Origin of the sequence: Pseudomonas putida, from assembly GCF_022627325.1 — a bacterium.
In the GTDB taxonomy this organism is placed as follows: domain Bacteria; phylum Pseudomonadota; class Gammaproteobacteria; order Pseudomonadales; family Pseudomonadaceae; genus Aquipseudomonas; species Aquipseudomonas putida_X.
In genome coordinates this window covers 163,734-176,537 of record NZ_JAETZZ010000002.1, presented here as the reverse complement: position 1 = coordinate 176,537, position 12,804 = coordinate 163,734, and the positions used below count along the sequence as shown (strand labels likewise).

At 63.3% G+C, this 12,804-nt stretch carries 7 protein-coding genes; all 7 read left to right on the top strand.

Features of this window, described 5'->3' with window-relative positions; translation table 11 throughout:
• Nucleotides 1-17: 17 nt before the first annotated feature.
• The 7 genes from JNA92_RS04695 to JNA92_RS04665 all read left to right on the top strand — a co-directional run bounded on the left by JNA92_RS04695 (nucleotide 18) and on the right by JNA92_RS04665 (nucleotide 12,800).
• Nucleotides 18-1,214: an aromatic amino acid transaminase gene (locus tag JNA92_RS04695; RefSeq protein WP_241803565.1), complete on the top strand. Its 1,197-nt coding sequence runs from the start codon at nucleotides 18-20 to the stop codon at nucleotides 1,212-1,214.
• Nucleotides 1,215-1,466: 252 nt separating this feature from the next.
• The gene (locus tag JNA92_RS04690; protein WP_241803564.1) at nucleotides 1,467-2,744 is read left to right on the top strand and encodes a serine/threonine transporter; all 1,278 of its coding nucleotides are present in this window, start codon (nucleotides 1,467-1,469) and stop codon (nucleotides 2,742-2,744) included.
• Between the two features lie 168 nt (nucleotides 2,745-2,912).
• Nucleotides 2,913-3,413: a thiol peroxidase gene (tpx, locus tag JNA92_RS04685; RefSeq protein WP_241803563.1), complete on the top strand. Its 501-nt coding sequence runs from the start codon at nucleotides 2,913-2,915 to the stop codon at nucleotides 3,411-3,413.
• Between the two features lie 411 nt (nucleotides 3,414-3,824).
• Entirely contained in the window at nucleotides 3,825-5,117 is a 1,293-nt protein-coding gene (locus tag JNA92_RS04680) for an MdtA/MuxA family multidrug efflux RND transporter periplasmic adaptor subunit (protein ID WP_241803562.1), read from the top strand.
• The gene (locus JNA92_RS04675) at nucleotides 5,114-8,212 is read left to right on the top strand and encodes an MdtB/MuxB family multidrug efflux RND transporter permease subunit (protein WP_241803561.1); all 3,099 of its coding nucleotides are present in this window, start codon (nucleotides 5,114-5,116) and stop codon (nucleotides 8,210-8,212) included. The genes JNA92_RS04680 and JNA92_RS04675 overlap by 4 nt, the downstream gene beginning before the upstream one ends.
• Complete coding sequence (locus tag JNA92_RS04670; RefSeq protein ID WP_241803560.1) at nucleotides 8,209-11,316, top strand: efflux RND transporter permease subunit; 3,108 nt, start codon at nucleotides 8,209-8,211, stop codon at nucleotides 11,314-11,316. Before JNA92_RS04675 ends, JNA92_RS04670 begins: the two co-directional genes overlap by 4 nt.
• The gene (locus JNA92_RS04665; RefSeq protein WP_241803559.1) at nucleotides 11,313-12,800 is read left to right on the top strand and encodes an efflux transporter outer membrane subunit; all 1,488 of its coding nucleotides are present in this window, start codon (nucleotides 11,313-11,315) and stop codon (nucleotides 12,798-12,800) included. Before JNA92_RS04670 ends, JNA92_RS04665 begins: the two co-directional genes overlap by 4 nt.
• The last annotated feature ends 4 nt before the right edge of the window (nucleotides 12,801-12,804 follow it).

Below are 12,804 nucleotides of genomic sequence, written 5' to 3'. Positions count from 1 at the left end.
CCAAGGAGCTGCACGCTGTGTTCAAACATGTCGATGCCTATGCCGGCGACCCGATCCTCTCGTTGATGGAAACCTTCAAGGCCGACCCGCGCGCCGACAAGGTCAACCTGAGTATCGGCCTTTATTACGATGAGGCCGGCGTGGTGCCGCAGCTCGAAGCAGTGGATGCCGTTGAAAAACGCATCGCCGGCGTGGCCCACGAGGCCTCGCTGTACCTGCCGATGGAAGGCCTGGCCAGTTACCGCCAGGCGATCCAGGCGCTGCTGTTCGGTGCCGACCACCCAGCCGTGACCGGCAAGCGCGTGGCGACCGTGCAGACTGTCGGCGGCTCCGGCGCGCTCAAGGTCGGCGCCGATTTCCTCAAGCGTTACTTCCCGGCCTCCGAAGTCTGGGTCAGCAACCCGACCTGGGACAACCACCGCGCCATCTTCGAAGGTGCAGGGTTCAAGGTGCACAGCTATCCGTACTTCGACCAGGCCAGCCGTGGCGTGGACTTCGATGGCATGCTGGCGACTTTGCAGACATTGCCTGGCAACAGTGTCGTGCTGCTGCATCCGTGCTGCCATAACCCCACCGGTGCCGATCTTACCCAGAACCAGTGGCAGCAAGTGGTGGAAGTGGTCAAGGCGCGCCAGTTGATCCCGTTCCTCGACATCGCCTACCAGGGCTTCGGCGAGGGGCTGGTGGAAGACGCGTACGCCATCCGCGAAATGGCCCGGGCCGGCGTACCTTGCCTGGTCAGCAACTCGTTCTCGAAGATCTTCTCGCTGTACGGTGAGCGGGTAGGGGGCCTGTCGGTCGTCTGCGACGATGAAGACACCACCCAAAGCGTGCTTGGCCAGCTCAAAGCAACTGTACGGCGCAACTACTCCAGCCCGCCCAACTTCGGCGCTCAGCTGGTGGCCGGCGTGCTTGGCGATGCTGCGCTGAATGCGCAGTGGGCCGCTGAAGTCGAGGTGATGCGCAAGCGTATCCTCGATATGCGCCAGGCCCTGGTCGATGCGCTGGCCGTGCTGCTGCCAGGCCAGGACTTCCAGTTCTTCCTGCGCCAACGTGGCATGTTCAGCTACACCGGTTTCAGCGTCGAGCAGGTCCGTCGCCTGCGGGACGAGTTCGGGGTGTACCTGATCGACAGCGGCCGGGTGTGCATGTCCGGCCTGCGCCCTGCCAACCTGCAACGGGTGGCCGAAGCGTTCGCTGCCGTTCAGCAGTAACACTGCGCCATACCGCTCCTGCAAGGCCTCGCGAGCGCCCGCAGGAGCGGCCTTGTGGCGCGACAGCGCCCCAAGGTGACCTCATAGTGCAACCCGCTTGTAAAGACAAGTGCAACCGTCCCTCGGGCGGGGCTTCGCATCCGCACGGTTTCAGTGCACAATCGCGCCCCTCTTTTCTGGTTGGGGTGTGCGAGGCCTCTGTTTCGCCATTCCCAGCCCTGTTGCAGTCTTGCGAGTGGAGTTGCACCCGGAATGAACGAGCAGGCCCCAAGCGTTGATCAACGCTTCGAATCGACCCCGGCTGCCCTTGGCAGCTGGTCCCGTCATGACACTACCTGGATGCTGGGGCTGTTTGGCACCGCCATCGGCGCAGGCACCTTGTTCCTGCCGATCAATGCGGGCCTCGGTGGTTTCTGGCCGCTGCTGATTCTCGCCGCACTGGCCTTCCCGATGACCTATTTCGCCCACCGCGGCCTGACCCGGTTCGTACTGTCCGGGCGCGGTGACGGTGACATCACGGACGTGGTGCAAGAGCATTTCGGCATCAAGGCCGGTGCATTGATCACCGTGCTGTACTTTTTCGCCATCTTCCCGATCCTGCTCATCTACAGCGTGGCGCTGACCAACACCGTCGCCAGCTTCATGGAGCACCAGTTGCACATGACCCCGCCGCCGCGGGCGTTGTTGTCGTTCGTGCTGATCCTCGGTCTTCTGGCCATCGTACGCTGCGGTGAGCAGGCCACGGTGAAAGTCATGAGCCTGCTGGTGTACCCGTTCATCGTCGCCCTGGCGCTGCTGGGCCTTTACCTGGTTCCGCACTGGACCGGGGGGATCCTCGACAGCGCTTCTCAGTTGCCATCGGGCTCGGCTTTCCTGCACACCGTGTGGCTGGCGATCCCGGTGATGGTGTTCTCGTTCAACCACTCGCCGATCATCTCGGCCTTTGCCGTGGACCAGAAACGCCGGTATGGCGACCACGCTGACGAGCGCAGCGGCCAGATCCTGGCCCGCGCACACCTGCTGATGGTGGCCATGGTGCTGTTCTTCGTGTTCAGCTGCGTACTGACCCTCGACAGCGCTCAATTGGCTGAAGCCAAGGCGCAGAACCTGTCGATCCTGTCTTACCTGGCCAACCACTTCAGTAACCCGACGATCGCTTTCGCCGCGCCGCTGATCGCCTTCGTCGCCATCGCCAAGTCGTTCCTGGGGCACTACATCGGTGCCAGCGAGGGCCTGAAGGGTATCATCGCCAAGACCGGCTCACGCCCGGGCGCCAAGGCGCTGGACCGGGTGGTCGCCGCGCTGATGCTGGTGGTGTGCTGGATCGTCGCCACCCTGAACCCGAGCATTCTGGGCATGATCGAGTCGCTGGGTGGCCCGATCATCGCCGTGTTGCTGTTCCTGATGCCGATGTACGCGATCCGCCGCGTGCCTTCGATGCGCAAGTACAGTGGCGCGCTGTCCAACGTCTTCGTTGTGGTGGTTGGCCTGGTCGCGCTGACGTCTGTGGTGTACGGCCTGCTGGGCTGACCCGTCCTTCGCGCTGATCCATGTCCGGGCTGCCTGGTGCAACCCGGACATTTTTTTGTCCACAAAAACTGTCAGGCAATAGAACAATTTCATTAAACCCCATAGGCACCCGGGCGCCTTCATGCTTAACTCAGTGTCCTTTTCAAACCCCGCATAAGGATTTCGTCCATGGCTCAAGTGACTCTCAAAGGCAACCCGGTTCAGGTCAACGGCGAGCTGCCGCAGGCCGGCGCCCAGGCTCCCGCCTTTTCCTTGGTAGGTGAAGGCCTGGCCGACAAGTCGCTGAAGGACTTCGCCGGCAAGCGCAAGGTGCTGAACATCTTCCCAAGCGTCGACACCCCGACCTGCGCCTCCTCGGTGCGCAAGTTCAACGCCCAGGCCAACGATGTGGCCAACACCGTGGTGCTGTGCATCTCCGCGGACCTGCCGTTCGCCCAAGCGCGCTTCTGCGGCGCTGAAGGCCTGGAGAACGTGAAGAACCTGTCGACCCTGCGTGGTCGCGAGTTCCTCGAAAACTACGGTGTGGCCATCGCTGACGGCCCGCTGGCTGGCCTGGCTGCGCGTGCCGTGGTGGTGCTGGACGAAAACGACAAGGTGCTGCACAGCGAGCTGGTTGGCGAAATCGCTGACGAGCCGAACTACGACGCGGCCCTGGCGGTATTGAAGTAAGGAGGGTGCAGGGCTGATGCCAGTCAGCGGGGCTTGTCAGGGCTGCTGACGCAGCCCATCGCAGGCCAGGCAGCTCCCACAAGTACGGCGCAGACTTCGAGAACGGAGAGGTCAAGGTGGCAGCCGGCTTGCCGGCGATGGGCCGCAAAGCGGACCCAGATCGCTGCCTGGCATTGAGCCTGGGGCAGGCCATGTTCCCGGCTCCGGCTGCGGAACTCTCCAGCGCCTTGCCTCTCCAAGCAACACCCTGTAACGGCCCGGAACACACTCCGGGCCGTTTTCATTTAAAGTTCAAACTCTTGGCAACGTCAGGCAAAGGTAAACCTCTGGTAAAGGGCCTTTGCTAAAAGAGTGCCAGTGCTTATCGTTCACCTTCCCCAGTCGTCATTCCGAACAAGGTTCGTTCAACCCATGCAAGTTTCCGTCTCCCGATCCCCTCGTCGCTGGCTGGTTGGCCTGCTGATCCTGCTGCTGGTGGCCTTGCTGGCCTGGTGGTTGTGGCCCGCTGCAACGCCTGGCCAACATGAACCGGGCGGCGGGCGGCCGGGCAAAGGGATGGGCATCGGCATGGGGCGCCCCGGTTTCGGGGGCTCCACAGAGGCAGTGCCCGTGCGCGTGGAACCTGCACGGCTGGGCGACTTCCCGCTCTACTACAAGGCGCTTGGCACGGTCACCGCCACCAACACTGTCAACGTACGTAGCCGCGTTGCCGGTGAGCTGGTGAAAATCCACTTCAAGGAGGGCCAGCAGGTCAAGGCTGGCGACTTGCTCGCCGAGATCGACCCGCGTTCCTACCGCATCGCGCTGCAGCAGGCCGAAGGTACGCTGGCGCAAAACCAGGCACAGCTCAAGAACGCCCAGGTCGACCTGGCGCGGTATAAAGGCCTGTATGCCGAGGACAGCATCGCCAAGCAGACACTCGATACGGCCCAAGCCCAGGTGGCGCAGTTCCAGGGGCTTGTCAAAACCAACCAGGCTCAGGTCAACGATGCCCGCCTGAACCTCGAATTCACCCGGATCCGCGCGCCGATCAGTGGCCGGGTGGGGCTGCGTCAGCTCGACCTGGGCAACCTGGTGGCGGCCAATGACACCACCGCACTGGTGGTCATCACCCAGACCGAACCGATCAGCGTCGCGTTCACCTTGCCGGAAACCGAGCTGACCACGGTTCTGGAGCGCTATCGCAGCGGTGCAAGCCTGCCGGTCGAGGCCTGGGACCGTGGCGACAGCAAACTGCAGTCCACGGGTGTGCTGGCCAGCATCGACAACCAGATAGACATCACCACCGGTACCCTGAAGTTCAAAGGCCGCTTCGAGAACAAGGACATGGCGCTGTTCCCCAACCAGTTCGTCAACGTGCGCCTGTTGGCCGACACCCTCAAGCAGGTCGTCATGGCCCCGGCGGCGGCCATCCAGTTCGGCAACGACGGCACCTTCGCCTATGTCGTCACTGCCGACAACACGGTGAATGTGCGCAAGCTCAAGGTTGGCCCCAGTGACGGTGAAAACAGTGTCATCCTCGAAGGCCTGAAGGCGGGTGACCGCCTGGTGCTCGAGGGCACCGACCGTCTGCGCGAGGGCTCCAAGGTCGACGTGGTTGAGGACAGCTCGCAGGTACCAGCCACGCCCGGCCAGCACCTGCAGGGGCAGGACGGCAAAGGCTCGGCCCAGACCAGCGAAGCGGCAGGCAAGGCGGGCGCATGAACCTGTCGCGCCTGTTCATCCTTCGCCCGGTCGCCACCACGCTGAGCATGCTGGCCATCGTGCTGGCCGGCCTGATCGCGTACACGCTGCTGCCGGTTTCGGCCTTGCCGCAGGTCGATTACCCGACCATCCGGGTCATGACCCTGTATCCGGGCGCCAGCCCGCAGGTGATGACCAGTGCCGTCACCGCGCCGCTCGAGCGCCAGTTCGGCCAGATGCCGGGCCTGACCCAGATGGCATCGACCAGTTCTGGCGGTGCCTCGGTGCTGACCCTGCGCTTCAGCCTGGACATGAACATGGACGTCGCCGAGCAACAGGTACAGGCTGCGATCAACGCCGCCAGCAACCTGTTGCCCAGCGACCTGCCGGCCCCTCCGGTGTACAACAAGGTCAACCCTGCCGATACTCCGGTGTTGACCCTGGCCATTTCCAGCAAGACCATGCCGTTGCCCAAGCTCAACGACCTGGTCGATACCCGTGTAGCGCAGAAGCTGGCGCAGATCAGCGGCGTGGGCATGGTCAGCATCGCCGGTGGCCAGCGCCAGGCCGTGCGCATCAAGGTCAACGTCGATGCGTTGGCCGCCAATGGCCTGAACCTTGAAGACGTGCGTACCCTGGTCGGTGCCTCCAACGTCAATCAGCCCAAAGGCAACTTCGATGGCCCGACCCGGGTGTCGATGCTCGATGCCAATGACCAGCTGCGCTCCCCCGAGGAGTACGCCAACCTGATCCTGGCGTACAACAACGGTGCGCCGCTGCGCCTCAAGGACGTCGCCGAAATCGTCGACGGGGCTGAGAACGAACGCCTCGCAGCATGGGCCAACCAGAGCCAGGCGGTACTGCTGAACATCCAGCGCCAGCCCGGTGCGAATGTCATCGAGGTGGTCGATCGCATCAAGGACCTGCTGCCGTCGATCACCGACAACCTGCCAGCCGGCCTCGAGGTGGCGGTGCTGACCGACCGCACCCAGACCATCCGCGCCGCGGTCAAGGATGTGCAGCACGAACTGCTGATCGCCATCGTCCTGGTGGTGATGGTGACGTTTGTCTTCCTGCGCCGCGTCAGTGCCACCATCATCCCGTCGATTGCCGTGCCGCTGTCATTGATCGGCACCTTCGGCGTGATGTACCTGGCCGGCTTCTCGATCAACAACCTGACCCTGATGGCCTTGACCATCGCCACCGGTTTCGTGGTCGATGACGCCATCGTCATGCTGGAGAACATCTCGCGGCACATCGAGGAGGGCGAGACGCCCATGCAGGCTGCGCTCAAGGGCGCGCGGCAGATCGGTTTCACCCTGATCTCCCTGACCTTTTCGCTGATTGCCGTGCTCATCCCGCTGCTGTTCATGGCCGATGTAGTGGGCCGGCTGTTCCGCGAATTCGCCATCACGCTGGCGGTGGCTATCCTGATTTCCCTGGTGGTCTCGCTGACCCTGACACCCATGATGTGCGCACGCCTGCTCAAGCGTGAACCTAAGGAAGAGGAGCAAGGCCGTTTCTACCGCGCCAGTGGTGCGTGGATCGACTGGCTGATCGAACACTATGGCCGTGGCCTGCAATGGGTGCTCCGGCACCAGCCGCTGACCTTGCTGGTGGCGGTCGCCAGCCTGGCGCTGACCGTTTTCCTGTACATGGTGGTGCCCAAGGGCTTCTTCCCGGTGCAGGACACCGGGGTGATCCAGGGTATCTCCGAAGCGCCGCAGTCCACCTCGTTCACCGCCATGAGTGAACGCCAACAGTCGCTGAGCGCGATCATCCTGCGGGACCCGGCCGTGCAGAGCCTGTCGTCCTACATCGGTGTGGACGGTGACAACGCCACCCTCAACAGTGGGCGCATGCTGATCAACCTCAAGCCCCATGGCGAACGCGACGTGACGGCCGGCGAGGTGATCAGCCGCTTGCAGCCTCAGCTCGACAAGCTGGTCGGCATCCGCCTGTTCATGCAGCCGGTGCAAGACCTGAGCATCGAGGACCGTGTCAGCCGCACCCAGTACCAGTTCAGCTTGTCTTCGCCCGATGCTGACCTGCTCGCGCAGTGGAGCGCCAAGCTGGTGACTGCGCTGCAACAGCGCCCGGAACTGCAGGACGTGGCCAGCGACCTGCAGGACAAGGGGCTGCAGGTGTACCTGGTGATCGACCGTGACATGGCCAGCCGCCTGGGCATCGATGTGTCGCAAATCACCAACGCCCTGTATGACGCCTTCGGTCAACGGCAGATCTCGACCATCTATACCCAGGCCAGCCAGTACCGGGTGGTGCTGCAGTCGCGTGATGCAGCAAGCATCGGGCCGCAGGCGTTGGAGTCGATCCATGTCAAAGCCAGTGACGGGGGGCAGGTGCGCCTGTCGGCCCTCGCGCGCATCGAGCAGCGCCAGGCGCAACTGGCGATTTCACACATCGGCCAGTTCCCGGCTGTGATGATGTCGTTCAACCTGGCCCACGGCGCTTCTCTGGGCGAAGCGGTCAAGGTGATCGAGCAGGTACAGCAGGAAATCGGCATGCCTATCGGGGTGCAGACCCGCTTCCAGGGGGCTGCCGAGGCCTTCCAGGCGTCGCTGTCGAGCACCTTGCTGCTGATCCTTGCCGCCGTGGTGACCATGTATATCGTGCTCGGCGTACTGTACGAGAGCTACATTCACCCGATCACCATCCTTTCGACCTTGCCGTCGGCGGCGGTCGGCGCCTTGCTGGCGTTGATCCTCAGCGGCAACGACCTGGGCATGATCGCCATCATTGGCATCATCCTGCTCATCGGCATCGTCAAGAAGAACGCGATCATGATGATCGACTTCGCCCTCGAGGCCGAGCGCAACCAAGGCATGAGCCCGCATGACGCCATCTACCAGGCTGCGCTGCTGCGCTTCAGGCCGATCCTGATGACCACCCTGGCCGCGCTGTTCGGCGCAATACCGCTGATGCTGGCCACAGGTTCGGGCGCCGAGCTGCGCCAGCCGCTGGGCCTGGTCATGGTCGGCGGCTTGCTGGTCAGCCAGGTGCTGACCCTATTCACAACGCCGGTCATCTACCTGTACTTCGACCGCCTGGCACGCCGCTGGCGCCCGGCCACTGACGCGAAGCAGGCCGAAGCATGAACCTGTCCGGCCCGTTCATTCGCCGGCCTGTGGCAACCATGCTGCTGAGCCTGGCGATCATGCTGCTCGGTGGCGTCAGTTTCGGCCTGCTGCCGGTTTCGCCGTTGCCACAGATCGACTTCCCGGTGATCGTGGTACAGGCCAACCTGCCTGGCGCCAGCCCTGAGGTGATGGCCTCCACCGTCGCCACGCCGCTGGAGCGCAAGCTTGGCAGTATCGCCGGTGTCACCACCCTGACCAGTAGCTCCAACCAGGGCTCGACCCGGGTGATCATCGGCTTCGAGCAAGGGCGGGACATCGACGGTGCCGCGCGCGAGGTTCAAGCGGCGATCAACGCCACGCGCAACCTGCTACCCAGCGGCATGCGCAGCATGCCGACCTACAAGAAACTCAACCCGTCGCAGGCGCCGATCATGGTGCTGTCGCTCACCTCGGACGTGTTGCAGAAGGGCCAGCTGTACGATCTGGCTGACACCATACTGTCGCAGAGCCTGGCTCAGGTCAGTGGGGTAGGGGAAGTACAGATCGGCGGCAGTTCGTTGCCCGCTGTGCGCATTTCCGTCGAGCCGCAACTGCTCAACCAGTACAGCCTGGCCCTGGACGATGTGCGCACTGCGGTAGCCAACGCCAACCAGCGCCGGCCGATGGGTTATGTCGAGGACAGCGAGCGCAGCTGGCAAGTACGGGCCAATGATCAGCTGGAAAAAGCCAAGGATTACGAACCGGTCGTGATTCGGCAGGAGAACGGTACGATACTGCGCCTGTCCGATGTGGCGACCATCACCGACGGCGTCGAGAACCGCTACAACAGCGGCTTTTTCAACGATCAGAGTGCCGTGCTGTTGGTGATCAACCGTCAGATCGGCGCCAACATCATCGAGACCGTCGACCAGATCCACGCGCAGTTGCCGGCCCTGCAGTCGCTGCTGCCGGCCAGCGTGCAGTTGAACGTGGCCATGGACCGTTCGCCGGTCATCAAGGCCACCCTCGAGGAAGCCGAACACACGCTGCTGATCGCCGTGGGGCTGGTCATCCTCGTGGTCTACCTGTTCCTTGGCAGCCTGCGCGCCTCGTTGATCCCCAGCCTGGCGGTCCCGGTATCGCTGGTGGGTACCTTCGCGGTGATGTATCTGTGCGGTTTTTCGCTGAACAACCTGTCGCTGATGGCGTTGATCCTCGCCACAGGCCTGGTGGTGGACGATGCCATCGTGGTGCTGGAAAACATTTCGCGGCATATCGAGGACGGCCAGCCGCCGATGCGTGCGGCGTTCCTCGGCGCCAAGGAAGTCGGCTTTACCCTGCTGTCGATGAACGTCTCGCTGGTAGCGGTGTTCGTTTCGATCCTGTTCATGGGCGGCATCGTGCGCAGCCTGTTCCAGGAGTTCTCGATTACGCTGGCGGCGGCGATCATCGTCTCGCTGGTGGTGTCGCTGACCCTGACCCCGATGCTCTGTGCCCGCTGGCTCAAGCCCCACCGCGCTGACCAGTCGCGTCTGCAGCGCTGGAGCGATAACCTGCACAAGCGCATGGTCGAAGGCTACGATCGCAGCCTGGGTTGGGCCCTTCGCCACAAGCGCCTGACCTTGATCAGCCTGCTGGCGACCATCGGCCTGAACATCGTGCTGTATGTGGTGGTGCCGAAAACGTTGATCCCGCAGCAGGATACCGGGCAGTTGATGGGCTTCATCCGCGGTGACGACGGGCTGTCGTTCACCGTGATGCAGCCGAAGATGGAAATCTACCGCCGTGCCTTGCTGGCCGACCCGGCCGTGCAGAGTGTCGCCGGGTTCATTGGCGGCAACAGTGGTACCAACAACGCCATGGTCCTGGTGCGCCTGAAACCGATCAGCGAGCGCAAGATCGATGCGCAGCAGGTCATCGAGCGTTTGCGCAAGGAAATGCCCAAGGTACCTGGCGGTCGGCTGTTCCTGATGGCTGATCAGGACCTGCAGCTGGGCGGTGGTGGCCGTGACCAGACCTCGTCGCAGTACCTGTACACCTTGCAGAGCGGCGACCTGGCAGCGTTGCGCCAGTGGTTCCCCAAGGTGGTCGCAGCCATGCGCGCGCTGCCCGAGCTGACCGCCATCGACGCCCGCGACGGTTCTGGTACCCAGCAGGTGACCCTGGTGGTCGATCGCGACCAGGCCAAGCGCCTGGGCATCGACATGGACATGGTCACCACCGTGCTGAACAACGCCTACAGTCAACGGCAGATATCGACCATCTACGATAGCCTCAACCAATACCAGGTGGTGCTTGAGATCAACCCGAAATACGCCTGGGACCCGAGCAGCCTGGAGCAGGTGCAGGTGATCACCAGCGACGGGGCGCGCGTGCCGTTGTCGACCATCGCCCATTACGAGAACAGCCTGGCGAACGACCGGGTCAGCCATGAGGGCCAGTTCGCTGCCGAAGACATCGCCTTCGACATTGCCGAAGGCTACAGCCCCGGCCAGGCAATGGCCGCGGTGGAGCGGGCGGTGGCCAAGCTCGGTCTGCCCGAAGAGGTGATTGCCAAGCTGGGTGGCACCGCAGATGCCTTCGCCAGGACCCAGCAAGGCCAGCCGTTCATGATCCTTGGCGCATTGGTGCTGGTGTATCTGGTACTGGGCATACTCTATGAGAGCTACATTCACCCGCTGACCATCCTCTCCACCTTGCCCTCCGCTGGCGTGGGGGCCTTGCTTGCGCTTTACGTCACCGGGGGCGAGTTCAGCCTGATCTCGCTGCTGGGGCTGTTCCTGCTGATTGGCGTGGTGAAGAAGAACGCCATTCTGATGATCGACCTGGCGCTGCAACTGGAACGCCAACAGGGCCTGACGCCTGAAGAGTCGATCCGCCGTGCCTGCCTGCTGCGCCTGCGGCCGATCCTGATGACCACGCTGGCGGCCATGCTAGGCGCCTTGCCCTTGCTGCTCAGCCGCGCCGAGGGCGCGGAAATGCGCCAGCCGCTGGGGCTTACGATCATCGGCGGCCTGGTCTTCAGCCAAGTCTTGACCCTGTATACGACGCCGGTGGTGTACCTGTACCTCGACCGCCTGCGCCACCGATTCAACCATTGGCGCGGCGTGCGCACCGATGCCGCTCTGGATACCCCGCTATGAACTTTGCCCATTCTCCACTCCACCGTGCCCTGCAACTGCTGACCTGCGGGCGTGGTTCGCGCCTGGTCGGTGCCGGTTTGTGCGTAGCACTGCTGAGCGCTTGTACCCTGAGCCCGGACTACCATCGCCCAGCGCTGAGCACGCCGGCGCAGTTCAAGCAGGCCGAGGGCTGGACCCAGGCCAACCCGTCCGATGCCATCGCCCGTGGCGCCTGGTGGGAAATCTATGGTGACCCCGGGCTCAACGCCTTGGTCGAGGAGCTCAACCGCAGCAACCAGAGTGTGGCTCAGGCCGAAGCCCAGTACCGCCAGGCCCAAGCGCTGGTGCGCAGCAGCCGTGCGTCGTTGTTCCCAAGCCTGAACCTGACGACCAGCAAGAATCGCTCGGCCCAGGGTACCGGCAGTTCGAGCTCCAGCCTGTCCAACAACAGCAGCGGTATTCGCAACACGTACAACGCGCAGCTTGGCGTGAGCTGGGAAATCGACCTGTGGGGCAAGTTGCGTGAGACCATGAACGCCAACGAAGCCAGTGCCCAAGCAAGCTTCGCCGACCTTGCCGCAATCCGCCTAAGCCAGCAGTCTGAACTGGTACAGAACTACCTGCAGTTGCGCGTGATCGATGAGCAGAAGCGCCTCCTGGAAGCCACCGTCGCGACGTATGAGCGGTCGTTGCGCATGACCGAAAACCAGTACCGCGCAGGCGTCTCCGGCCCTGACGCCGTGGCCCAGGCCCGCACCCAGCTCAAGACCACCCAAGCTGACCTGATAGACCTGGTCTGGCAACGTGCACAGTTCGAAAACGCCATTGCCGTGTTGCTAGGCAAGGCCCCAGCGGAGTTTGCCCTCGCCGACAGCAACAGCATCCCGGCGTTGCCGCAGATTCCGGTGAGCCTGCCGTCGCAACTGCTGGAACGTCGCCCGGACATCGCTTCGGCCGAACGCAACGTGATGGCTGCCAACGCCAGCATCGGCGTGGCACGGGCGGCGTATTTCCCGGACTTGAGCCTGAGCATGAGTGGTGGCTATTCGAGCAGTACCTTCAATGACTGGATACAGTTGCCCAACCGTTACTGGTCGGTAGGGCCGCAACTGGCACTGACACTCTTTGATGCCGGCAAGCGCAGCGCGGAGGTTGATCGCACGGTCGCGGTATACGACCAGACCGTGGCGCAGTACCGCCAGACCGTGCTCGACGGCTTCAAGGAAGTCGAGAATTACCTGGTACAGCTAAAGGTTTACGGCGACGAGGCGGTCGTGCGCCAGGAAGCTCTGGATGCTGCGCGTGAATCGTTGCGCCTGACCGACAACCAGTACAGGGCCGGGCTGATCGGTTATCTGGATGTCGTCAATGTCCAGACTACGGCACTGAGCAACGAGCGCAGCGTGTTGAACCTGTTGCAGGGGCGGCTGGTGGCCAGCGTGCAGCTGATCGCTGCGCTGGGCGGTGGCTGGGATGCCGAGCAAGCGTTTGCCGAGCAGGAGTGAAGGC

Excerpts from the sequence above, each read along its gene's own strand:
- JNA92_RS04690 (WP_241803564.1), top strand. The coding sequence starts at position 1,467 with ATGAACGAGCAGGCCCCAAGCGTTGATCAACGCTTCGAATCGACCCCG.
- tpx (WP_241803563.1), top strand. The coding sequence starts at position 2,913 with ATGGCTCAAGTGACTCTCAAAGGCAACCCGGTTCAGGTCAACGGCGAG.
- JNA92_RS04680 (WP_241803562.1), top strand. The coding sequence starts at position 3,825 with ATGCAAGTTTCCGTCTCCCGATCCCCTCGTCGCTGGCTGGTTGGCCTG.
- JNA92_RS04675 (WP_241803561.1), top strand. The coding sequence starts at position 5,114 with ATGAACCTGTCGCGCCTGTTCATCCTTCGCCCGGTCGCCACCACGCTG.
- JNA92_RS04670 (WP_241803560.1), top strand. The coding sequence starts at position 8,209 with ATGAACCTGTCCGGCCCGTTCATTCGCCGGCCTGTGGCAACCATGCTG.
- JNA92_RS04665 (WP_241803559.1), top strand. The coding sequence starts at position 11,313 with ATGAACTTTGCCCATTCTCCACTCCACCGTGCCCTGCAACTGCTGACC.